This window comes from Aromatoleum evansii, from assembly GCF_012910805.1.
Classification (GTDB): Bacteria; Pseudomonadota; Gammaproteobacteria; order Burkholderiales; family Rhodocyclaceae; genus Aromatoleum; species Aromatoleum evansii.
Genome location: NZ_WTVK01000030.1, coordinates 44,425 through 67,260, shown reverse-complemented (window position 1 = coordinate 67,260; position 22,836 = coordinate 44,425). Strand labels below are relative to the sequence as shown.

The 22,836-nt window shown below is 65.5% G+C and carries 22 protein-coding genes; 10 read left to right on the top strand and 12 right to left on the bottom strand.

Going from position 1 to position 22,836, the window contains the following annotated elements; translation table 11 throughout:
• Position 1: 1 nt before the first annotated feature.
• Together dut and GO615_RS16095 are read left to right on the top strand one after the other, a co-directional pair.
• Positions 2 to 451: a dUTP diphosphatase gene (dut, locus tag GO615_RS16100; protein ID WP_018990826.1), complete on the top strand. Its 450-nt coding sequence runs from the start codon at positions 2 to 4 to the stop codon at positions 449 to 451.
• Complete coding sequence (locus tag GO615_RS16095; protein ID WP_211167163.1) at positions 451 to 903, top strand: NUDIX hydrolase; 453 nt, start codon at positions 451 to 453, stop codon at positions 901 to 903. Before dut ends, GO615_RS16095 begins: the two co-directional genes overlap by 1 nt.
• Positions 904 to 922: 19 nt before the next feature.
• Here the strand turns inward: GO615_RS16095 and GO615_RS16090 are convergent, their stop codons facing one another.
• On the bottom strand, positions 923 to 2,197 hold the full coding sequence (locus GO615_RS16090) for an NAD(P)/FAD-dependent oxidoreductase (protein WP_169129840.1): 1,275 nt from the start codon (positions 2,195 to 2,197) through the stop codon (positions 923 to 925).
• Entirely contained in the window at positions 2,194 to 2,514 is a 321-nt protein-coding gene (locus tag GO615_RS16085; RefSeq protein WP_169129839.1) for a cytochrome C, read from the bottom strand. The genes GO615_RS16090 and GO615_RS16085 overlap by 4 nt, the downstream gene beginning before the upstream one ends.
• 112 nt (positions 2,515 to 2,626) lie before the next feature.
• On the opposite strand from GO615_RS16085, the gene soxY reads away from it, so the two are divergent.
• Together soxY and soxZ are read left to right on the top strand one after the other, a co-directional pair.
• Positions 2,627 to 3,094, top strand: a complete 468-nt coding sequence (gene soxY, locus GO615_RS16080; RefSeq protein ID WP_169129838.1) for a thiosulfate oxidation carrier protein SoxY — start codon at positions 2,627 to 2,629, stop codon at positions 3,092 to 3,094.
• Positions 3,091 to 3,402, top strand: coding sequence for a thiosulfate oxidation carrier complex protein SoxZ (gene soxZ / locus GO615_RS16075; RefSeq protein WP_169129837.1), 312 nt, complete (start codon positions 3,091 to 3,093; stop codon positions 3,400 to 3,402). Before soxY ends, soxZ begins: the two co-directional genes overlap by 4 nt.
• A 2-nt stretch (positions 3,403 to 3,404) precedes the next feature.
• Here soxZ and aceK read toward each other — a convergent pair whose 3' ends face one another.
• Both aceK and GO615_RS16065 read right to left on the bottom strand, forming a co-directional pair.
• Positions 3,405 to 5,174 carry a bifunctional isocitrate dehydrogenase kinase/phosphatase gene (gene aceK / locus GO615_RS16070; protein ID WP_169129835.1) on the bottom strand — a complete coding sequence of 590 codons (1,770 nt, stop codon included), beginning with the start codon at positions 5,172 to 5,174 and terminating at the stop codon, positions 3,405 to 3,407.
• 126 nt (positions 5,175 to 5,300) lie between these two features.
• Entirely contained in the window at positions 5,301 to 5,522 is a 222-nt protein-coding gene (locus tag GO615_RS16065; protein ID WP_169129833.1) for a hypothetical protein, read from the bottom strand.
• Here GO615_RS16065 and GO615_RS16060 point away from each other — a divergent pair.
• Positions 5,497 to 7,734 (top strand): NADP-dependent isocitrate dehydrogenase, encoded by a 2,238-nt coding sequence (locus GO615_RS16060; RefSeq protein WP_169129831.1) that lies wholly within the window; start codon positions 5,497 to 5,499, stop codon positions 7,732 to 7,734. The two genes, GO615_RS16065 and GO615_RS16060, sit on opposite strands and share 26 nt — an antisense overlap.
• 313 nt (positions 7,735 to 8,047) lie before the next feature.
• Complete coding sequence (gene icd, locus GO615_RS16055) at positions 8,048 to 9,292, top strand: NADP-dependent isocitrate dehydrogenase (RefSeq protein WP_169129829.1); 1,245 nt, start codon at positions 8,048 to 8,050, stop codon at positions 9,290 to 9,292.
• Between the two features lie 276 nt (positions 9,293 to 9,568).
• Here icd and GO615_RS16050 read toward each other — a convergent pair whose 3' ends face one another.
• The 6 genes from GO615_RS16050 to GO615_RS16025 form a co-directional block, all read right to left on the bottom strand.
• On the bottom strand, positions 9,569 to 10,120 hold the full coding sequence (locus GO615_RS16050) for a C40 family peptidase (RefSeq protein ID WP_169129827.1): 552 nt from the start codon (positions 10,118 to 10,120) through the stop codon (positions 9,569 to 9,571).
• A 23-nt stretch (positions 10,121 to 10,143) separates the two neighbouring features.
• A complete protein-coding gene (locus GO615_RS16045) occupies positions 10,144 to 10,788 on the bottom strand; it encodes a 3'-5' exonuclease (protein WP_169129825.1) in 645 nt (214 codons plus the stop codon).
• A complete protein-coding gene (locus GO615_RS16040; protein ID WP_169129823.1) occupies positions 10,785 to 12,683 on the bottom strand; it encodes a DUF294 nucleotidyltransferase-like domain-containing protein in 1,899 nt (632 codons plus the stop codon). Before GO615_RS16040 ends, GO615_RS16045 begins: the two co-directional genes overlap by 4 nt.
• A gap of 131 nt (positions 12,684 to 12,814) precedes the next feature.
• Positions 12,815 to 14,221 carry a PhoH family protein gene (locus GO615_RS16035; protein WP_169129815.1) on the bottom strand — a complete coding sequence of 469 codons (1,407 nt, stop codon included), beginning with the start codon at positions 14,219 to 14,221 and terminating at the stop codon, positions 12,815 to 12,817.
• A gap of 40 nt (positions 14,222 to 14,261) precedes the next feature.
• A complete protein-coding gene (locus tag GO615_RS16030; protein ID WP_169129814.1) occupies positions 14,262 to 14,726 on the bottom strand; it encodes a peroxiredoxin in 465 nt (154 codons plus the stop codon).
• Between the two features lie 113 nt (positions 14,727 to 14,839).
• Positions 14,840 to 15,217 (bottom strand): Mth938-like domain-containing protein, encoded by a 378-nt coding sequence (locus tag GO615_RS16025; RefSeq protein ID WP_169129813.1) that lies wholly within the window; start codon positions 15,215 to 15,217, stop codon positions 14,840 to 14,842.
• A 165-nt stretch (positions 15,218 to 15,382) separates the two neighbouring features.
• Between GO615_RS16025 and GO615_RS16020 the strand changes: the two genes are divergently transcribed.
• From GO615_RS16020 to thrC, 3 genes are all read left to right on the top strand, one after another.
• Complete coding sequence (locus tag GO615_RS16020) at positions 15,383 to 16,681, top strand: pyridoxal phosphate-dependent aminotransferase (protein ID WP_246262324.1); 1,299 nt, start codon at positions 15,383 to 15,385, stop codon at positions 16,679 to 16,681.
• A gap of 45 nt (positions 16,682 to 16,726) precedes the next feature.
• Positions 16,727 to 18,037: a homoserine dehydrogenase gene (locus tag GO615_RS16015; RefSeq protein WP_169129812.1), complete on the top strand. Its 1,311-nt coding sequence runs from the start codon at positions 16,727 to 16,729 to the stop codon at positions 18,035 to 18,037.
• Between the two features lie 130 nt (positions 18,038 to 18,167).
• Positions 18,168 to 19,613 (top strand): threonine synthase, encoded by a 1,446-nt coding sequence (thrC, locus tag GO615_RS16010; RefSeq protein WP_169129811.1) that lies wholly within the window; start codon positions 18,168 to 18,170, stop codon positions 19,611 to 19,613.
• Positions 19,614 to 19,656: 43 nt separating this feature from the next.
• Here thrC and nadC read toward each other — a convergent pair whose 3' ends face one another.
• Positions 19,657 to 20,505, bottom strand: coding sequence for a carboxylating nicotinate-nucleotide diphosphorylase (nadC, locus tag GO615_RS16005; RefSeq protein ID WP_169129810.1), 849 nt, complete (start codon positions 20,503 to 20,505; stop codon positions 19,657 to 19,659).
• A gap of 101 nt (positions 20,506 to 20,606) precedes the next feature.
• Here nadC and GO615_RS16000 point away from each other — a divergent pair, with 101 nt between their 5' ends.
• Positions 20,607 to 21,503: an EamA family transporter gene (locus tag GO615_RS16000; protein WP_169129809.1), complete on the top strand. Its 897-nt coding sequence runs from the start codon at positions 20,607 to 20,609 to the stop codon at positions 21,501 to 21,503.
• A 27-nt stretch (positions 21,504 to 21,530) separates the two neighbouring features.
• On the opposite strand, the gene GO615_RS15995 is transcribed toward GO615_RS16000, so the two are convergent.
• Positions 21,531 to 22,778, bottom strand: a complete 1,248-nt coding sequence (locus GO615_RS15995) for a cyclic di-GMP phosphodiesterase (protein ID WP_169129808.1) — start codon at positions 22,776 to 22,778, stop codon at positions 21,531 to 21,533.
• Positions 22,779 to 22,836 lie beyond the last annotated feature (58 nt).

Here is a 22,836-nt window from a genome sequence, read left to right as displayed (position 1 = left end):
CATGCACCGAATCGACGTCAAGATCCTCGACGATCGCTTGCGCGATCACAAGCCGTCCTACGCCACGCCGGGTTCTGCCGGGCTGGACCTGCGCGCCTGCCTGAATGCGCCGGTGACGCTTCACCCGGGCGACTCCACGCTCATCCCGAGCGGCCTGGCGATTCACCTCGCCGATCCCGGGCTCGCCGCGATGGTGTTGCCGCGCTCGGGGCTCGGGCACAAGCACGGTATCGTGCTGGGCAATCTGGTCGGCCTGATCGATTCCGACTACCAGGGGCAAATCTTCGTATCGGTGTGGAACCGCGGCCGCGCGAGTTTCACGCTGCAGCCGATGGAGCGTATCGCGCAACTGGTCGTGGTGCCGGTGCTGCAGGTCGGCTTCAACGTCGTCGATGAATTCCCGGAAAGCGATCGCGGCGAGGGCGGGTTCGGCAGCACCGGCAAGCATTGATGCATGCGGGGATTCCCGTCGGGGTGCATGTCCTGCTCGAACGCGAGGGCGGGATCCTGCTGATGCGCCGCGCCGGTACGGGCTTCTTCGACGGGCTCTTCAGCCTGCCCGGGGGGCACGTCGAGTCGGGCGAATCGCTGGCCCGCACCGCGGTGCGCGAGATGCGCGAGGAGCTCGGGATCGTGATCGACCCGGCGGCCTTGGCAAACATGGGCGTCGTGCATCGCCGCTCGGACACGAACCGGGTCGATTTCTTCCTTCGCGCCAAGGCGTGGTCGGGCGAGCCGCGCATTTGCGAACCGGACAAGTGCGATGCGCTGGGCTGGTTCCCGCGTGGGGGGCTGCCGGCGAATACGGTGGCCTATGTGCGCGACGCGCTGGCTGCGGGGGAAGGGCCGTGGCTGCTGGAGCTGGGCTGGCAGGCACCCGACCGGGGGGCTATCGAGAGGTAATGAGGGGCGCGCCGGCGTTTCAGGCCAGCATGTCGGCACGGATGTTCCGTGCCCACGCTTCGGCGTAGCGGCCTTCCTCTTCGCTCGCCGACGACGACAGGCCGCCCGCGCCGGCGACGGGCAGGACGGTTCCTTGGGCCGCGTCGTAACGGTGCACGGTCGCGACGTGGATCGCGTTGCGGTCGTCGACGAAGCTGTAACAGGTGTTCAACAGCGTCGGGACGGGGTTCGGCGTACGGCCGGCGAGGAGCTCCATGATCGCGGCGGCGGCGAGCTTGGCTTGCTGGTTCGCGATGTGGCCCGACTTCGGCATGCCCGGTGCGGCGAGTACCGCGTCGCCGATGGCGTGGATGCCGGGAAGGCCGCGCACTGCCATCGTGCGCCAATCGACATCGATCCAGCGACCGTTGGTCAGGGGGACGCCTAGCGCGTCCGCGAGGCGCCCCGCGCGCATCGGGGGGACGACGTTGAGGACATCGGCGCGGATCCGGTCGAATTCGAGTTCGGCGCTCAAGGTCCGGGCGTCGACCGACAGGAGCGTGCTGTCGGGGCGATATTCGATGATGTCCTTGTATGGTCCGGCAAAGCTCGCGGCGAAGAGCGCCTTCTTGGACTGGATCTCGCTGTTGGCGTCGAGCAGGAGCAGCTTCGCGCGCGGCTTGCGGGCACGCAGATACTGTGCGACGAGGCAGGCCCGTTCGTAGGGGCCGGGCGGGCAGCGGTAGGGCGACTTCGGGACGTGCAGCGCGAACACGCCGCCTTCGGGCATTGCTTCAATCTGCCGACGCAGGAGTTCGGTCTGCGGGCCGGCCTTCCAGGCGTGGGGAATGCGCTCGAAGTTGCCGGCGAGTCCGGTAACCTCCTCGGCGAGGAAGTCCACGCCCGGAGCCAGCACGACGCGGTCGAAGCCGATAGCGCCGTTGCGTGCGAGGCGGAGTTCGCGTCGGGAGACATCCACATGGGAGACTTCGTCGAGGACGATGCGCACGCCCCAGCGTGTGCGCAGGCGTTCGTAGTCTGCGGTGAGCTCGTCGATGTTGCGCAGGCCGGCGAGGACGAGGTTGGACATCGGGCAGGAAATGAAGCGCGCTGCGCGTTCGATCAGCGTGACCTCGATCCCGCCCGCGCTCCACATGCGCAGGTACTTCGCCGTGGTTGCGCCGCCGTAGCCGCCGCCGACCACGACGACGTGCGGTGCGCCTCGGCGCGGCGGGGACGAGCACGCGCCAAGAAGGGAAGCGGCGGGTATGGTCGCCGCGAGGCCCAGTCTGCTCAGGAATCGGCGTCGGTTCATCGCTTGTCGGATGCCGGCATAGCAGGGATGGCGAGATGGTTGGCAATGAGCGCGAGCTCTTGGTCGCTGTAGCCGCGCACGATCTGGTGCATGACGGTCGCAGGTGCCTCGCCGTTGCGGAAGGCCTGCAGCCGATGCAGGATCTTCGCCGCGGGCAGGCCGGCGATGCGCGGGATCGCGTTCGGCTCGGGGGCGTCGGCCGAGTGGCAGGGCGTGCAGTTGGCGGCAAGGTTGCGTGCATCGACGGCGGCGGGGTCGGCGGCATGAGCGGTGCCGGCAAGCAGGCTCAGGGCGGCGAGGGTAAGCTTGCCGGTCACGGATGTTCTCCATGCGATGGCGCGAGCGCGGACTGCGCAGTATAGCGCGCATGTCAGGCGCCTCCGGACGACGTCCGCGGCGGTGAAAGCGAGTGGATTTTCGGGAGCAGGGATGGATAGTCGGCGCAGGGATGTGCTGAAGGCGGGCGGCGCGGTGGGGGTCTGGTCAGTGCTGGCGGCGGTCGGAATCGCAGCGCCGGCGCAGGCTCGGGATGCGAGGAACGGGGGCGTGTTCGAGGCCGCGACCCTCGACGATGCCCTCCGCGCGCTCGGCGCCCAGGATGCAGCGGAGAGCGCTGCGGTCCGCATTGCGGCGCCGGATGTGGCCGAGGACGGCCGTGCGGTGACGATTTCGGTGGCCAGCGACATTCCGCGGACGGAGCAGATCGTGATCCTGATCGAGGAGAATCCGTACAAGGTTGCGGCCAGTTTCCGCCTCTCCGGGGCGATGGCGCCGGCGATCCAGACCCGCGTCAAGATGGCGCGCACGACGCGCGTGCATGCGCTGGTGAAGGCCGAAGGGCGCCTCTTCGTCGCACGGCGGGAGGTCACGGTGACGGTCGGGGGGTGCGGGACATGAGCGCGCCGACGCGCATCCGCGCAACGCTCAGGGACGGCGTCACGGAGTTGCGCATGCTGATGTCGCATCCGATGGAGAACGGTTTGCGCAAGGATGCCGAGGGCAAGCTCATCCCGGCGCACTTCATCACCGAGGTGGGCGTGCAGCGCAATGGCGAGATCGTGCTGGAGGCTGATTTCGGTCCTTCGGTGTCGACGAATCCCTATCTGGCCTTCAGCATCGCCGGCGGTGCGCCGGGCGACGAGATCGTCGTGAGCTGGCGCGACAACCTCGGCGGTACGCGCAGCGACACCATTCGCGTCACGTAGCTTCAGGCGGCGCTGCTGCGCTCTTGCGCAGCGTGCTGGTGGCAGAAGCGCAGCTCTTCGGGGTAAGGGAAGAAATCCTCGACGTGACCGCTGCGGATCGACGCCTGGGTGCGCTGCCAGAAGGCCGGCGTCAGCAGGTCGCGGTGGTGTTTCAGGAAGGCCTGGCGCACGCGCGGTGCGCCTAGCAGGAAGGTCGCGAATTCCTCGGGGAAGACGTCCATCGGGCCGGCGGAGTACCACGGCTCGCTCGACATCTCCATCTCCGGATAGGGCGCCTCCGGGATATGGCGGAAGTTCATATCCGTCATGTACTCGATCTCGTCGTAGTCGTAGAACACGACCCGGCCGTAGCGCGTGACGCCGAAGTTCTTCCACAGCATGTCGCCCGGGAAGATGTTCGCCGTCGCCATCTCCCGGATCGCGTTGCCGTACTCGCGCACCGCGTCTTCCACCTGCTCGTCGCTGGAGCGCTCAAGGTAGATGTTGAGGGGGGTCATGCGGCGTTCGATGTACAGGTGCTTGATGATCACCGAATCGCCGTCGATCTCGTAGGTCGTCGGTGCCAGGGTGCGCAGCTCCTCGAGCAGTTCGGGATGGAAGCGCGCCAGCGGCAGGGCCGCGTTGGAGAACTCCAGCGTGTCGGCCATCCGGCCCACGCGGTCGACACGCTTGACCATCAGGTACTTGCGCTTGATGGTCGTGCGGTCCGTGTTCTTCGCGGAACCGAACACGTCCTTGATGACCTTGAAAACGTATGGGTACGAGGGCAGCGTGAAGACGAGCATCACCATGCCGCGGATGCCCGGCGCGATCACGAACTGGTCGTTGGAGTGGCGCAGGTGCGCGATGAGGTCGCGGAAGAACATCGTCTTGCCCTGCTTGCCCAGCCCCAGCATGGTGTAGAGCTCCGAGCGGTGCTTGTTGGGCATGATCGAGCGCAGGAACTGGACGTAGCCTGACGGTACTTCCATGTCGACGAGGAAGTAGGCGCGGGACAGCGAGAACAGCACCGAGATGCGCCACGGGTCGAGCAGGATGGTGTCGATCTCGAGCCGTCCCGAGGCGTTGTGACGTACGGCGATCGCGAACGGGTATTCCTGGTAGCCGTTGATGCCCTTGCCGATGATGTAGGCGGTCTTGTTGCGGTAGAAGGCCGAGTACAGGACCTGGATCTGGCAGTTGACCTCCATGTCCGGCCACTCGCCGAGATGGCGGTGCACCGTGTGCAGGATCAGGTCGATGTCGCGGTCGAGGTCCTCGAACGGGCGCTGCCAGTCGAAGTCTTCGACGATGCGGCGCACGGTCGCGCGCAGGCCGACATCGCGCGGGTAGTAGCTGCTGTACACCGGCGGGTAGGATTCCATGTATTCGGTGGAGATGGCCGGGCGCGCGAACAGGTAGTCGTTGTTGAAGTAGGTGCGGTGCAGGATCTTGCAGCACACCGAATTGAAGAAGGTCTCGGCGAGCTCCGGCTGCTTGTGGCGGATGAGGATGCCGATGTAGTGGAGCTTGGCCTGCTGCCAGGTGTCGTCATCGACGGAGTCGGCATCGAACTCCTCGTGCAGGCGGCGTACCGTCTCTTCGACGCGGTCGTCGTAGAACTGCACGCGGTCGCGCACCGCGGCGAGCTGCGCCTGCCATTCGGCTGCCTCGAAGCTCTCCTTCGCGCGCCGGGAGGTCTCGCGGAAGATGCGGTAGTGCTTGTTGAAGCCCTCGATCAGGGCCTGCGCGATCGACTGGGCAAGGACGTTTTCTCCCGTCGGAGCTTCCATGGCTACCTCGTCACGGTGATCACCGCGTGGCAACAGGACAACTGCCCTCGATTCTAGCGCGGCCGTCAATCCGCGCCATCGTCGTGCCGAATCCCGGGCAGGAACGGCTGGTGTTGGTCCGGTGTGTTAGGCATCTGAAACATCTTTTATCTTATATAAGACCTGTTTTATCGGATTTGCGACAAACTGCTGGCGGGGCAGGTTTATAATCACCAACTGTCTTAAATGGTCCGGGTGCGATCCCCCAGTGAAGGGGCGTACTTCGGTCGGTTCAAGGGTCGGCCTGGCTTCGCGCCAAATAGAAATAATCCGGGAGAAATGCATGACAGACAAGAGTTCGACGATCATCTACACGCTCACCGACGAGGCGCCCCTGCTGGCGACGTATTCGTTGTTGCCGATCATCGAGACCTTCACGGCGCCGGCCGGCGTGAAGATCCAGAAGAGCGATATTTCGGTTGCGGCCCGCGTGCTGGCTGAATTCTCGGATTGCCTCACCGACGCCCAGAAGGTTCCCGACAACCTCGCCGAACTCGGCCGCCTGACCCAGGACCCGGACACCAACATCATCAAGCTGCCGAACATCAGCGCCTCCGTCGCGCAACTGATGGCCTGCGTCAAGGAACTCCAGTCGAAGGGCTACGCGATTCCGGACTACCCGGAGAACCCGACGACCGAGGAGGAAAAGGCGCTGAAGGTCCGTTACGGGAAGTGCCTCGGCTCCGCGGTGAACCCGGTGCTGCGCGAAGGCAACTCCGACCGTCGCGCGCCTGCGGCGGTCAAGAACTACGCGAAGAAGCACCCGCATTCGATGGGCGAGTGGAAGCAGTGGTCGCAGACCCACGTCTCGCACATGGAACACGGCGATTTCTACCACGGCGAGAAGTCGATGACGCTCGACCGTGCACGCAACGTGAAGATGGAACTCGTCACCAAGAGCGGCAAGAGCGTCGTGCTGAAGCCGAAGGTCGCGCTGCAGGACGGCGAGGTGATCGACTCGATGTTCATGAGCAAGAAGGCGCTGTGCGAGTTCTACGAGAAGCAGCTCGACGATTGCCGCGAGGCGGGCATCCTGTTCTCGCTGCACGTGAAGGCGACGATGATGAAGGTTTCGCACCCCATCGTCTTCGGCCACTGCGTGAAGATCTACTACAAGGAAGCCTTCGAGAAGCACGGCAAGCTGTTCGACGAGCTGGGCATCAACGTCAATAACGGCATGGCCACGCTGTACGAGAAGATCGAGACCCTGCCGGAATCGAAGCGCGACGAGATCATCCGCGACCTGCATGCCTGCCAGGAGCACCGCCCGCGCCTGGCGATGGTCGATTCGGCCAAGGGCATCACCAACTTCCACTCGCCCAACGACATCATCGTCGACGCCTCGATGCCCGCGATGATCCGCGGCGGCGGCAAGATGTGGGGCGCCGACGGCAAGCAGTACGACTGCAAGGCCGTGATGCCCGAATCGACCTTCGCCCGCATCTACCAGGAGATGATCAGCTTCTGCAAGTGGCACGGCAACTTCGACCCGGCCACCATGGGAACGGTGCCGAACGTCGGCCTGATGGCGCAGAAGGCCGAGGAGTACGGTTCGCACGACAAGACCTTCGAGATCCCGGAAGCGGGCGTCGCCAACATCACCGACCTGGACACCGGCGAAGTGCTGATGAGCCAGAACGTGGAGGAAGGTGACATCTGGCGCATGTGCCAGGTCAAGGACGCGCCGATCCGTGACTGGGTCAAGCTGGCCGTCACCCGTGCGCGCAACTCCGGCATGCCGGCGATCTTCTGGCTCGACCCCTACCGTCCGCACGAGAACGAGCTGATCAAGAAGGTCAAGCTGTACCTGAAGGATCACGACACCAGCGGCCTCGACATCCAGATCATGTCGCAGGTGCGTGCGATGCGTTACACCCTCGAGCGCGTGGCGCGCGGCCTCGACACCATCTCGGTGACCGGCAACATCCTGCGTGACTACCTCACCGACCTGTTCCCGATCATGGAGCTGGGCACCAGCGCGAAGATGCTGTCCATCGTCCCGCTGATGGCCGGCGGCGGCATGTACGAGACGGGCGCGGGCGGTTCGGCGCCTAAGCACGTGCAGCAGCTGGTCGAGGAAAACCACCTGCGCTGGGATTCGCTGGGCGAATTCCTTGCGTTGGCGGTGTCGCTCGAGGACATGAGCTTCAAGACCGGCAATGCGAAGGCGAAGCTGCTCGCGAAGACGCTCGACGAAGCGACCGGCAAGCTGCTCGACAACGACAAGTCGCCGTCGCGCCGCACCGGCCAACTCGACAACCGCGGCAGCCACTTCTACCTCGCCTTGTATTGGGCCGAGGCGCTGGCGGCGCAGGACGAGGACGCCGAGCTGAAGGCCCGCTTCGCGCCGCTCGCGAAGACTCTGGCGGAGAACGAGCAGAAGATCGTCGCCGAACTCAGCGCGGTGCAGGGCAAGCCGGTCGATATCGGTGGCTACTACTACGCCGATCCGGTCAAGACCGAAGCGGTCATGCGTCCGAGCGCAACGCTCAACTCGGTACTCGCTGCCGTGAATGCCTGACGGCGGCTTGCGCCGGCCATGCCCCGAGCGGGCGGGCCGGCACTGCGAAAAAACCAGCGCACTGCGCTGGTTTTTTTTTGCCTTCGGCATCCGCGGATGCCGCGCCGGCGCAGCATGACGTGCACGTGATCACCCGCCCTGCGGGACGTGCCGCGCGGTTTTGCGCCATAATCGGCAGCTGGATTGGGGCGGTTTGTCCGCGTGGCAGGGCGATTCGGTGGCCGGCCTGCGAGATGCCCCCCAGCTGCAAGCCAAGGGTTTTCAGCGACGAGCTGAATAGAGCGAGACACATCCACACGAAGAGGGAGTAGGCATGAGCACATCCAAGATCAAGGTTCCCGCAGGCGGCCAGAAAATCGTTCCCGGCCAGGCAATTCCCGACCAACCGATCATCCCCTTCATCGAGGGCGACGGTATCGGCGTGGACATCACGCCGGTGATGATCAAGGTCATCGACGCAGCGGTTGCGAAGGCATACGGCGGCAAGAAGAAGATCCATTGGATGGAGGTGTATGCGGGCGAGAAATCGACCCAGCTGTACGGCCCCGACGAGTGGCTGCCGAAGGAGACCTTCGACGCGCTGAAGGAATACTCGGTGTCGATCAAGGGGCCGATGACGACCCCCGTCGGTGGCGGCATCCGCTCGCTGAACGTGGCGCTGCGCCAGGAACTGGACTTGTACCAGTGCGTGCGTCCGGTGCGCTACTTCAAGGGCGTGCCGTCGCCGCTGAAGAATCCGGAGCTGACCGACATGGTCATCTACCGTGAGAACACCGAGGACATCTACGCGGGCATCGAGTGGGCGTCCGGCTCGGAGCAGGTGAAGAAGGTCATCGCCTTCCTGCAGAACGAGATGGGCGTGAAGAAGATCCGCTTCCCCGAGACCTCGGGCATCGGTATCAAGCCGGTGTCGGTGCAAGGTACGACTCGCCTCGTGCGTGCGGCGATCAGGTACGCGATCGACAACGACCGCAAGTCGGTGACCCTGGTGCACAAGGGCAACATCATGAAGTTCACGGAAGGTTTGTTCCGTGATACCGGCTACAAGGTCGCGCAGGACGAGTTCGGCGCGCAGCCGATCGACGGCGGACCGTGGTGCAAGTTCAAGAACCCGAAGACCGGCCGCGAGATCGTCATCAAGGATGCGATCGCCGACGCATTCCTGCAGCAGATCCTGCTGCGTCCGGCCGAGTACGACGTGATCGCGACCACCAACCTCAACGGCGATTACATCTCCGATGCGCTGGCAGCCCAGGTCGGCGGTATCGGCATCGCGCCGGGCGCGAACATCTCCGACCAGTACGCGTGTTTCGAGGCAACCCACGGCACTGCGCCGAAGTATGCCGGGCTCGACAAGGTCAATCCCGGCTCGCTGATCCTGTCGGCCGAGATGATGCTGCGCCACCTCGACTGGAAGGAAGCCGCAGACCTGGTCATCAAGGGCATGGAGGCGGCGATCGGCGACAAGGTCGTGACCTACGACTTCGCGCGCCTGATGGAGGGGGCGCAGGAAGTGTCCTGCTCGGCCTTCGGCGACGCGATGATCGCGCGCATGTAAGCCACCGATTTCGAGCCAGGCTCGAATATCCAACCCGACGAGAACCGCTCGCCGCAAGGCGGGCGGTTTTTTTTCGTGTGCGCCCAGCATGGGCGCACTCCTGCGGGTGCAAGTCCGGCCGTAAGTTGATCCCCAAGGGACTTCCCGTCAACCTCTTCCTTGCAGATCGGACGCAGGCCGAATCCGCTGTTGATCATGCGGGGCCGCTATCGCCCTCGTGGAGGGTCCGTGCTTGGGATGCCCCGCCGCTTTCGCAAGCGGTCGAGAACGTGCAGTTCAGTTGGCCTGTGGCAGATGCAGGTCGCCGCCTTCCGGAACCATACGGCGCGCGCCGTTGAAGCGCTTGGCCCAGTAGCTCTGGCTCATCTCGTCGATGCGCACTTCGCCGCCGCTCGAAGGGGCGTGCAGGAAACGGCCGTCGCCGACGTAGATGCCGACATGCGAGAAAGCCTTGCGCATCGTGTTGAAGAACACCAGGTCGCCCGGCTTGAGTTCCTTGATGCCGACCTTGTCGCCGACTTTGGCCATGTCGCGCGCAGCGCGCGGCAGGTCGAGGCCGAGGGCGTTGCGAAAGACGTTCTGGACGAGTCCGCTGCAGTCGAGGCCGGTCTCGGGCGAGCTGCCGCCGAAGCGATAACGGATCCCGAGGTACTCCATACCCTGGTTGATGAGGTTCTGCGCCGCCGTACCGTAGCTGCCCAGCGACGAGGACTCCTCGGTGGGCCGGTCAGCGGATGCAGGTGTCTCGACTGCGCCGGCTGGGGGCGTGATCAGCAGGGTTGCTGTGGCGAAAAAAATGATCAGAAGGCTTGTCAGGCGTTGATGCATGGGTCGTGCGGGAGAATAACGATTCATCCGTGGCGCCTCAGTTGTCGACGGCTGTGTTCCAGATCCGCCAGGCTGCGTGGGGTGTTCAGACCGAGAGTGCGTGCGCGCGCCTGTGCGGCCAGCATCAGCTGTGCAATCGCCCAGGCGTCGCCCAGCGCGTGGTGGCGCTGGAAGGTCTCGATGCCGAAGGCCTTCATCCAGTCGCCAAGGCGGGCCGGTCTGTCGATGTGTTCGTCGTAGAGGGCGGGCAGGATCCAGTGCAGATCCAGCCAGGTCCAGTCCGGGGTAAGGCGGAGGTGCTCGTCTAGCGCGCGTTCGAGCAGGCTGCGGTTGAACGACGCGTTGAAGACCACGACCGGGCCCTTGCCGGCAAACGTCAGCAGGTTCGTCAGCGCGGTTGCCGCATCGGGTTCCAGCGGCGCGTAGTAGCTGTCGTGCGGCGAGAGGTGTTCGCGGTCGATCGCGATCGCGGCGACTGCGAGCAGGCGGTCCTTGTCCAGGTCCAGTCCGCTCGCTTCGGTGTTGATGACGACGTAGCGGGTCTCGAAGTGGGCAGTACCCAAGTCCGGTGCGGCAAGCGCCTCCCAGTTCGCAATGGCGTCGCGCAGCGCGACGTCGAGCGTGGCCGTGTCCGTGCGGTTGCTGAGCAGGCGGGTGAGCCAGTTCATAGCTGGTAGTCGAGCTTCAGCCGCAGTTGCAGCTTGCGGGCCTGCCGGAACGCTTCCTTGAGGATGCGCCGGTCGAGTTCGTTGAGTGCGTCCGGGTTGATGCGATTGTCACCCGGGGCGTCGTGTTCGGTGTCGAGGTGCTGCGAGCGCAGGCGCAGCAGCTGGATGAAGTGGAAGCCGTCGATCAGCGCGGCGATCTCCTCGGCCGGCATGCCCATGCGGGTGCCCGCCTGACGCAGGCGCTGCACGGTGCTGCTCGAGGCGACGTCGGCGCGCAGCGCGAGGATGCGCGCGACGTCGACGAACAGGCGTGCCCCCGACTTCTTCAGATCGATGGTGCCGTCTTCCTCGACGACGAAATCGCGGATGCGCCCGAGTGGCGGCGCGACCTGCAGCGCATTCGACGCCATCAGGCGTAGGAAATTGGAATAGGCCTTGGCGGTGCGGTTGAGCCACGCGCGCAGCTGGTCGCCGAGGCGCTCATTTCCGCACAGCACACGGTAGTCGAAGAAGATCGTCGCATTGAGCAGGGCTTGCGGGTCCGGTTCGCGGATCCAGTCGCCGAAGCGTCCCTTCCATTCCTCGAGCGTGAGGCACAGCTCGGGGTTGCTCGCCATGATGTTCCCCTTGCACAGCGGGAAGCCGCAGGCGGCGAGGTTCTCGTTCACCTCTTTCGCGCAGGCCAGCAGGCGGTTCTTCAGCGCGTCCTGGTCCGCGCCTTCGGGGCAGACATAGATGATGCCGTTGTCCTGGTCGGAGGACAGGGTCTGCTCGTGGCGGCCTTCCGAGCCGAAGGCCAGCCAGGCGTAGTCGATGCCGTAAAGCTCGTGTCGCGCGCGCGCGAGGTCGATGATGCGGCAGGTCAGCGCATCGTTGAGCGCCGAGATGAATTGCGTCAGTTGCTCCGCCCCGATGCCCTGGGCGATGAGGTTGAGCGCGAGCTGGCGGATGTCGCGGCTGGCGCGTTGCAGGGCTTCGAGGTCGTCCGCGCCTTCGATGCTGGAGCGGACTTGGCGCAAGCCGATGCGCTGCAGCGTGAACAGGTCGCGCTCCGACACCACTCCCTTCAGCCGCCCCTCCGAATCGACCACCAGCAGATGGCGCACGCCGTGCGTTGCCATCTCGAGGGCGGCATCGTAGGCCGAATCGGACGCGGACATCACGTGCGGCGTCGCGGTCATCACGTCGCAGATCGGGCGCTGGAGGTCGATGCCCGGCAGCACGACGCGGGGCAGCAGGTCGCTCTGCGTGAGGATGCCGATCGGCTTGTGCTCGGCGTCGGCGATCACCATGCAGCCGATGCGCATCTCCGACATCTTCTCGAGCGCTGCGCGGATCGAGCTGTCGGGCGCAACGAAGATCGGCTCCTTCTTCACCAGCTGGCCGAGCGGCGTCGTCATTGTCTGCTGTTCCGCGGCACGCTGCGCGAAGGTGCTCTGCAGCTGCTGGCGCGACTGGTTGAGCAGGCTGGCGATGTACTGGGTGCAGAAGACGTGGAAGACAGGGCTCATCTGCATGAGCTTGAGGAAGTCTTCCGCCGGCAACTGGAATACGAAGCTGTCCTCGACGGCCACATAGGCGTTGGTCGAGGGGCGCTGCGCGGAGATCGCGCCGATCGGGAAGCATTCGCCCGGTCCGAGCGTCATCGCGGCGTAGTCGGTGACGCTTGTCGGGCCGAGCTGGCGGGCCTGCACCTTGCCGCGCTGCACGATGTGGAAGTGCGTCGGCTGCCCCATCTCCGGGGTCAGGATCTCGCTGCCGCGTGAGTGGAAGGCCAGGGTCGCGCGCTCGGCGAGGAATCCGAGCGCCTCCGGCTCCATCCGGTTGAACGGGGAGAAGCGCGTGAGGAAGTCCGAACTGGCTCCGACCAGCATTTCCGAGGCGGCAGCGGGCATGAGGGCTTTTGCAGGCAAAAAACCTGCGCATTATAGGATGCATCCCGGCTGGCCGGGATGATCCAGGGCAAATTCCATGCGTGGCGTGTGGGTATCGACGGGGGCGGGCGGATGCCCCGCCCCGGCTGGTGTCAGAGCACTTCGGCGGCGTGGTCGGCCAGGCGCGAGCGCTCGCCGCGTTGCAGGGTGATGTGGCCGGAGTGCGGCCAGTCCTTGAAGCGGTCGACGACGAAGGTGAGACCGGAGCTGCCTTCGGTGAGGTAGGGCGTATCGATCTGCGCGATGTTGCCGAGGCACACCACCTTGGTGCCGGGGCCGGCGCGCGTGATCAGCGTCTTCATCTGCTTGGGCGTCAGGTTCTGCGCCTCGTCGATGATCAGGAACTTGTTGATGAAGGTGCGTCCGCGCATGAAGTTCAGGCTCTTGATCTTGATGCGCGAGCGGATCAGGTCGCGTGTCGCTGCGCGGCCCCAGTCGCCGCCTTCGCCCGTCGTGCCGTTGAGCACGTCGAGGTTGTCCTCGAGCGCGCCCATCCACGGCGCCATCTTCTCTTCCTCCGTGCCCGGCAGGAAACCGATGTCCTCGCCGACGGGAACGGTCACGCGGGTCATGATGATCTCGGAGTAGCGCTTGGCTTCGAGCACCTGCGTCAGGGCGGCGGCGAGCGTCAGCAGCGTCTTGCCGGTGCCTGCCTGGCCGAGCAGGGTGACAAAGTCGATTTCCGGATTCATCAGCAGGTTCAGCGCGAAGTTCTGTTCGCGGTTGCGCGCCGTGATGCCCCACACGTTGTTCTTGTTGTGCGCGTAGTCGACCAGCGTCTCGATCAGGACGCTGCGCCCGTCCCGCCCCTTCACCCACGCCTGCAGCGGCGATTCTCCGTCCTGGAAGACGAACTCGTTGACCATCATGCTCGTCGCGAGGGGACCCTTGATGCGGTAGTAGGTCCGTCCTTCCTCCTTCCAGGACTCCATCCCCTTGCCATGGGTGTCCCAGAAGTCCGCCGGCAGTTCGCGCCAGCCGGTGTAGAGGAGGTCGGTATCCTCCAGCACCTTGTCGTTGAAGTAGTCCTGCGCGTCGAGGCCCAGCGCGCGGGCCTTGATGCGCATGTTGATGTCCTTCGACACCAGGATCACCGGCCGCTTGGGGAAGCGCTCGGCCAGATGCATCACCACGGCGAGGATCTGGTTGTCGCCCTTCGCGGTCGGCAGGGCCGCCGGCAGGGCCAGGTTGATCGCCTCTGTTTGCAGGAAGAGCTTGCCCGTCGCAAGCTCCCGCGAGGGCGCCTTGAGGTCGATGCCGTCGGCGATGTCCGCCGGGCAGGAGCTCACGATCTCGTCCATCGTGCGGCTCGCCTGGCGCGCGTTGCGGGCGACTTCGGACATGCCCTTCTTGTTGTTGTCCAGTTCCTCCAGCGTCATGATCGGCACGAACACGTCGTGCTCCTCGAAGCGGAACAGGCTGGTGGGATCGTGCATCAGCACGTTGGTGTCGAGGACGAAGAGCTTGGTGTTCCGGCTGCGGGGCGCGCGTTTGGTCATGGCGTGGTTGAAGCTCGGGTCGTCAGGTTGAACGGGGGAGTTACAGGCTGTTCACGAAATCCAGCACTTCCTGCGCATGGCCGGCCACCTTGACGCCGCGCCACTCGCGGCGCACAACGCCGTCGGCGTCGATGACGAAGGTGCTGCGCTCGATGCCGCGCACCTGTTTCCCATACATGTTTTTCATCTTGATGACGCCGAAGGCGTTGCAGGCAACTTCCTCGGGATCGGAGATCAGCTCGAAGGGAAGGCCGAGCTTGGCCTTGAAGTTCTCGTGCGACTTCAGGCTGTCGCGCGAAATGCCAAACACCTCGCAGCCGGCGGCCTGGAATGCCGTGTGGTGGTCGCGGAAGTCGGCGGTTTCGTTGGTGCAGCCGGGTGTGTTGTCCTTCGGGTAGAAGTACAGCACGAGCTTGCGCCCGCGCAGGGCCGAGAGGGTGATGCTCGCGCCGCCGGTCGCGGGCAGGGTGAAGTCGGCCGCGGAAGCCGTGTTTGTCGTGTTCATGGGGCTCTCCGTTGTCGGTTGTCGCGATCAGCGTAGCGGAGGAGCCGGGGGGATGACAACGGCTGCGTGATGCGGACGGCGCAGCCGGCGGTGTTCCGGCCGCGCCCTCGTCCTCAGGCCGGGTCGAAGAGCAGCGCCGCGACGACCGAGCGGCCCTCGGTCGCGAGGATGTTGTAGGTGCGGCAGGCCGCCGGCAAGTCCATGATCTCGAAGCCGATTCGCGCCTCGATCAGCGGGCGCAGCACCTGCGGCGCGGGGAAGCGCTGGCGGCTGCCGGTGCCGATGAGCACCACTTCGGGCCGCATCTCGCACACCACCGTGAAATCGTCGGCGCTCAGGCCTTCGAAACCGCCCGGCGCCCAGCCAGCAACGATACGGTCGGCGGCGACCAGCGTATTTCCGTCGTGCCGTTCCTTGTTGATCATGAGGTGGTCCGTGCCGTAGCCGGTCAGGACGTTGAGGTCTGCGTTCTGTTGGAGGTTCAGCTTCATTGGATTCGCTCGGTCGGCAAAATTGCCGGGGGATACAGGCTTGGATAAGATACATTCTTTTGGTTTTCCGGCCCACCGGCAGCGGCATGCCCGTGCGGTCCGGGGGCGACGGCGCGCCGGGAGTCCGGCGCGGAGTGGAACATGCGAAAGAAAGGACAGAGTGCGATGAGCGTCGAGCCGAAACTGCGGGTTGCTGTCCCGCCCGAACAAACGAAGGGGCAGGCTGAAGCCCCGCGGCTCCCGCAGGTTCGCAAGTCCGCCAAGCTCGCCAACGTCTGCTATGACATCCGTGGCCCGGTCCTCACCCGCGCCAAGCAGATGGAAGACGAGGGCCACAAGATCATCAAGCTGAACATCGGCAACCTCGCCGCGTTCGGCTTCGACGCCCCCGAAGAGATCCAGATGGACATGATCCGCAACCTGCCGAATTCGGCGGGCTACTCGGATTCCAAGGGCATCTTCGCGGCGCGCAAGGCGGTGATGCACTACACCCAGCAGAAACACATCAAGGGTGTGACGATCGAGGACATCTACATCGGCAACGGCGTGTCCGAGCTGATCGTGATGGCGATGAACGCGCTGCTCAACGTCGGCGACGAAGTGCTCGTCCCGGCGCCGGATTACCCGCTGTGGACCGCCGCAGTGAGCCTGTCGGGCGGCCGTCCCGTGCATTACCTGTGCGACGAGGCCAACGGCTGGCTGCCCGACCTCGACGACATGCGCGCGCGCATCACCCCGAACACGCGCGCCATCGTCGTCATCAACCCGAACAACCCGACCGGCGCGCTGTATCCGGACGAGATCCTGCGCGGCATCATCGATCTGGCGCGTGAATTCGGCCTGATCGTTTATGCCGACGAGGTCTACGACAAGGTTCTCTACGATGGCGTCACCCACACTTCCATGGCCGCGCTGTCGGAAGACGTGCTGACCATCGTGTTCAATGGCCTGTCGAAGAACTACCGCTCCTGCGGCTACCGCGCCGGCTGGATGGTCGTGTGCGGCGACAAGCGCCACGCCCAGGACTACATCGAGGGGCTCAACATGCTCGCCTCGATGCGCCTGTGCGCGAACGTGCCCGGGCAGTATGCGATCCAGACTGCGCTGGGCGGTTACCAGAGCATCGACGATCTGGTCGCCGAGGGCGGGCGCATGCGCCGCCAGCGCGACCTCGCCTACGAGCTGATCACCGCGATCCCCGGCGTCAGCTGCGTCAAGCCGAAGGCGACGCTGTACATGTTCCCGAAGCTCGATCCCAGGATCTACCCGATCGAGGACGACCAGGCCTTCATCGCCGAACTGCTCGAGCAGGAGCGCGTGCTGCTGGTGCAGGGCACCGGCTTCAACTGGCCGCACCCGGACCACTTCCGCCTCGTATTCCTGCCGCACGAGGATGACCTGCGCGACGCGATCGGACGGGTCGCGCGCTTCCTCGAAAGCTATCGCAAGCGTCACGGCACCTGAAGCACCCCGTTTCACCCATTTGAAGACATAACTCAACGAGTTCTTATGAAAGCGATCAATGTTGGCCTGCTGGGCATCGGTACCGTCGGTGGCGGTACCTTCACCGTTCTGAAACGCAACGAGGAGGAAATCACCCGTCGCGCCGGTCGCCCGATCCGCATTACCGCAGTGGCCGACAAGAACCTCGAACTCGCGCGCAAGGTGGCCGGTGAAGGGCCGCGCCTCACCGACGACGCCTTCTCCGTCGTCACCGACCCCGAGATCGACATCGTCGTGGAGCTGATCGGCGGCTACGGCGTCGCGAAGGAACTGGTGCTCAAGGCGATCGAGAACGGCAAGCACGTCGTCACCGCCAACAAGGCGCTGCTCGCGGTGCACGGCAACGAGATCTTCGCCGCGGCGCAGAAGAAGGGCGTGATGGTCGCCTTCGAAGCGGCGGTCGCGGGCGGCATCCCCATCATCAAGGCGCTGCGCGAAGGCCTCTCGGCCAACCGCATCCAGTGGCTCGCCGGCATCATCAACGGCACGACCAACTTCATTCTGTCCGAGATGCGCGACAAGGGCCTGCCCTTCGCCGAGGTGCTCAAGGAAGCGCAGGCGCTCGGCTACGCCGAGGCCGACCCGACCTTCGACATCGAAGGCATCGACGCCGCGCACAAGGCCACGATCATGAGCGCGATCGCGTTCGGCGTGCCCATGCAGTTCTCCGCCGCCCACGTCGAGGGCATCACCGCGCTCGACAGCGTGGATATCACCTATGCCGAACAACTGGGCTATCGCATCAAGCTGCTGGGTATCTCGCGCATGCGTCCGGAAGGCATCGAGCTGCGCGTGCATCCGACCCTGATCCCCGCCAAGCGCCTGATCGCCAACGTCGAGGGCGCGATGAACGCGGTCGTGGTGTTCGGCGATGCCGTCGGCCCGACCCTTTATTACGGCAAGGGCGCGGGCGCCGAGCCGACGGCCAGCGCCGTGATCGCCGACCTCGTCGATGTCACCCGCCTGCACACGGCCGACCCCGAGCACCGTGTGCCACACCTCGCGTTCCAGCCCGACCAGGTGCGCGACCTGAAGGTGCTGCCGATCGACGAGGTCATCACCTCCTACTACCTGCGCATGCGCGTCGAGGACAAGCCGGGCGTGCTCGCGGACATCACCCGCATCCTCGCCGACAGCGGCATCTCGATCGAGGCGATGATCCAGAAGGAAGCCCCCGAGGGCGCATCCCAGACCGACATCATCATGCTGACGCACGAGACGGTAGAGAAGAACGCCAACGCAGCGATCGCCAAGATCGAGGCGCTCCCCGTCGTGCAGGGCAGGATCACGCGCCTGCGCATGGAAAGCCTGCAGTAATCGCCCTGTGCGGACCCGTGCGCCGACCTTCCGGGGCGCGGGCATGACGGCAGGCACGGCCGCATGCGGAAGCCTCCGCGGCGCCGTGCCTTTCGTCCTTTGACGAACACATCAATCCAAGGATCTGCCCGTGAAGTACCTGTCCACCCGCGGCCACGCCGCCCGTCCCGAGTTCTGCGACATCCTGCTGGGCGGCCTCGCGCCCGACGGTGGCCTGTACCTGCCCGAGACCTACCCGCAGGTGACGCGCGCCGAACTCGACGCATGGCGCGGCCTGTCCTACGCCGATCTCGCCTTCGCGATCCTGTCGAAATTCATCACCGACATCCCCGCGGGCGACCTCAAGGCGATCTGCGACAAGACCTACACCGCCGACGTCTATCGCTTCGTCCGTCCCGGTGACAGCGCGGCCGACATCACGCCCGTGCATTGGCTGGAACCGGGCCGCTTCGGCCTGCTCGAGCTGTCGAACGGCCCGACGCTGGCGTTCAAGGACATGGCGATGCAGCTCCTCGGCAACCTGTTCGAGTACGTGCTCGACAAGCGCGGCGAGACGATCAACATCCTCGGTGCGACCTCGGGCGACACCGGTTCGGCCGCCGAGTACGCGATGCGCGGCAAGCACGGCGTGACCGTGTTCATGCTGTCGCCGCACGGCAAGATGAGCGCCTTCCAGCGCGCGCAGATGTACTCGCTGCAGGACGCGAACATCTACAACATCGCCGTCACCGGCATGTTCGACGACGCCCAGGACATCGTGAAGGCCGTCTCGAACGACGCCACATTCAAGGCGAAGTACAAGATCGGTGCGGTCAATTCGATCAACTGGGCGCGTGTCGCGGCCCAGATCGTGTATTACTTCAAGGGCTATTTCGCCGCAACCAAGTCCAACGACGAGCAGGTCGCGTTCTGCGTGCCCTCGGGCAACTTCGGCAACATCTGCGCCGGCCACATCGCACGCCAGATGGGCCTGCCGGTGGCGAAACTGATCCTCGCGACGAACGAGAACGACGTCCTCGACGAGTTCTTCCACACCGGCGTGTATCGTCCGCGCAAGGCCGCGGAGACGCACGTCACCTCCAGCCCGTCGATGGACATCTCCAAGGCGTCGAACTTCGAGCGCTTCATCTTCGATCTGGTCGGCCGCAACCCGCAGCGCGTCGCCGAGCTGTGGAAGTCGGTCGATGCCGGCGGAGCGTTCGATCTCGCTGCCAGCGGCGAGTTTGCCGACATCCTGAATTACGCCTTCATCTCCGGCCGCAGCACCCATGCCGACCGGCTTGCGACCATCAGGCAGGTGTTCGACACCTACGGCACGATGATCGACACGCACACCGCCGACGGCGTCAAGGTCGCCTGGGACTGTGCCGACTCGGTGCCCGCGGGTGTACCCCTGCTGGTGCTCGAGACCGCCTTGCCGGTCAAGTTTGCCGAAACGATCCGCGAGGCCCTCGGGCGTGAGCCGGAGCGTCCCGCCGAGCTCGAAGGCATCGAGGCGCTGCCGCAGCGGGTCGAGGTCATGGCGCCGGACGTCGAGGCGGTCAAGCGCTTCATCGTCGAGCACCTGGAGGCCTGACGTACGCGCGGGGCCGGCTTCGTGCCGGCCTCGCGCCAGCGGCTTACTCTTCGGTGTGGCGCAGCGACAGGTCGAGGGCGCGGACGTCCTTGGTCAGGCTGCCGATGGAGATGCGGTCCACCCCGGTCTCGGCAATCGCGCGGACCTTCTCCAGGTTCACGCCGCCCGAGGCTTCCAGTTCGGCACGGCCGGCGGTGATGCGCACCGCCTCGCGCATCGTCGCGAGATCCATGTTGTCGAGCAGGATCATCTTCGCGCCGGCAGCCAGCGCTTCCTCGAGCTGTTCGAGGCTTTCGACCTCGATCTCGATGAACACGTTGGAGGGGGCGATCTTCTTCGCTTCCTCCAGCACGCCGGCGATGCTGCCCGCCGCGATGATGTGGTTTTCCTTGATCAGGATGCCGTCGTAGAGGCCGACGCGGTGGTTGGTGCCGCCGCCCACGGCCACGGCATACTTCTGCGCCAGGCGCAGCCCGGGCAAGGTCTTGCGCGTGTCGACGATCTTCGCGCCGGTGCCCGCAACCGCGTCGACGAAGCGGCGGGTGACGGTGGCGGTGCCCGACAGCAGCTGCAGGAAGTTGAGCGCGGTGCGCTCGGCAGTGAGCAGTACGCGTGCGTTGGCGACGACGTCGCACAGCACCTGGCCCGGCTCGACGCGATCGCCGTCGCGCACATGCCAGATGATCGTGGCTGCCGGACTCAGCGCGGCGAAGGCGGCCTCGAACCAGGCCGTACCGCACACGATGGCCTCCTCGCGCGTGATTACGCGGCCGCGGGCGTCGGTGTCGGCGGCGATCAGGCGTGCGGTCAGGTCACCGGTGCCGACGTCTTCGGCCAGCGATGCGGCGACATTGCGCTGAATTTCGATGCGCAGTTGTTGTGACAGGTTCATGGCGGGCACAGCTCGGTATGATTAAACAGAAATTTTAGCCGTTCCGCCGGGGGCCGGGGCAAGCGTGCCCTGAACGCCGTGCGGCGATAACAGGAGTCGAAGTGCGAGCGCGCGACCTGACCGAACTGCTGATCCTCGCCGCCCTGTGGGGCGGGTCGTTCCTCTTCATGCGCGTCGCGGCCCCGGAATTCGGTCCGGCCGCCCTGATCGAGCTCCGGGTGGGCCTCGCAGCCCTGTTGCTGCTGCCCGTGCTCGCGTGGCGTGGCAAGCTCGCCCCCTTGTGGCGCAAGGCCGGGCCCCTGCTGTTTGTCGGGCTGACCAACTCCGCCTTGCCCTTCGTGCTGTATGCGTGGGCGGCCTTGTCGGTCACCGCCGGTTTTGCCTCCATCGTCAATGCCACGTCGCCGCTGTTCGCGGCGCTGGTCGCCTGGGTGTGGCTCAAGGACCGCCTGTCGGCGGCGGCGACCGTCGGCCTGCTGCTCGGCCTGCTCGGGGTCGTGATCCTCGTGTGGGGCAAGGCCTCGTTCCAGGCCGGCGGCTCGGGCTGGGCGGTGGCCGCCTGCCTGGCGGCGACGCTGAATTACGGCATCGCGGCCAATTTCACCAAGCGCTACCTGTCGGGCGTGGATCCGATGGCCATCGCCACCGGCAGCCAGCTCTACGCAGCCCTCGTGCTGGCGCCCTTCGCCGTGTGGTTGTGGCCGCAGGCAATGCCGGCGCGCGAAGCCTGGATCGCGGTGCTCCTGCTCGCCTTCGCGTGCACCGGCGTCGCCTACGTCATGTACTTCCGCCTCATCGCCCACATCGGGCCGGCGCGTGCGATCGCGGTCACCTTCCTGATCCCCGTCTTCGGCATGTTGTGGGGGGCGATGCTGCTCGACGAGGAGATCACCTCGAACATGCTCGCCGGATGCGCGGTGATTCTCGCCGGCACGGGGCTCGCCACGGGCGCCATCCGCCTGCCGCGTCGACCGGATGTCGCGCGGAGCCGTGGCTGAACGCACTGCGCGCGGCGCGAACGCAGCTCAGTTCCTGCTGCCGTCCACGAAATAATCGAGCCGCCCGCGCGGTGCGAGGTATTCGACGGTTTCGACCGGCAGTGTCGCCGGGCTCAGTGCCGCTTCCACCTTCAGGTCGGCATCGCGCAGGTCCACCAGCATGGCTTCCGAGCGTGGGATGTCCGGGTCATGCAGCATCACGAGAGGATGAAGAAGGTTCGCCGGGTTGGTTTCGACCACCATGCCGACGCCGCCGTTCGACAGCGCCACGAAGGTTCCCGGCGGATACACCCCCAGCGTCCTGATGAACAATTGCACGAGCTGTTCATCGTAGTGCTTGCTCTCGGCGCGGAAGATCTGGCGCAGCGCCTCGGCCGGCGCCTTGGCCTCGCGCAGGTCGAAGGGGTTGCACAGGTTGTCGTAACGGTTCGCGATCGCTGCGATGCGGGCGAGGCGGGGGATCTTCTCGCCGGCGAGCCGGTTGGGAAAGCCGCTGCCGTCGAAGAACTCGTGATGGCAGGCGATGACGTTGCGCACCGGCACGGGAAGGTCGCGCATGTTGCTGACCGCCTTGATCCCGTAGCCGACATGGGCGCGGTAGAAATCCTCCTCCGGACCCGTACGCCTGGCGTTGCGCAGGATGCGCGGCGGGATCTCCTGCTTGCCGATGTCGTGGAGCAGGGCGCCGAGCCCCAGGTGGCGCATCTCCTCTTCCGACAGACCCAGCGTCTTCCCCAGCATCAGCGACAAGGCCATGACGTTGAGCGCATGGAAGGCCAGTCCGCCTTCGCGGCTCTTCTGGTTGACCAGATGGATCACCATGCTGTCGTTGCCCAGCAGATTCTCCACCAGGCTGCCGACCAGGGCATTGGCCTGCCGTTGTGCATCCTGCGGCCGGCTCAGCAGCGACCGGAACACATCCCCGGCGGCAACCGCCTGCTGCTCGAACAGGCGTTCGCGGCGTGCGAGACCCTCGCGCTGTTCGCGCACCCGCTCGATGCGCGCGCGCTTCTCGTCCTGCATGCCGGCGAGGGCGGCGGTGCCGAAGTCCGGTTCGGGAGCGGGAAGGTTCGCCGCGCGCGGCGGGAGGGGCTCCGCTGTGCTGCGTGCCGGATCCCATTCGATCTCCGTGATGCCCATCTCGCGCAGCGCCTGGATCTGCTTCTCGCTCGACACGCAAAAGCGGTTGAGCAGGAAAGGGTGTCCCATCCAGCCGAGGGAGACCAGGGAAATGAATACGCCCGGCCGGAGACGGTCGACGCTGATTCGCGGCATTGCTCTGTTACAAAATCGGATCCGGCGATTCTAGCAGCCCAATCGGGCGATGATGGGC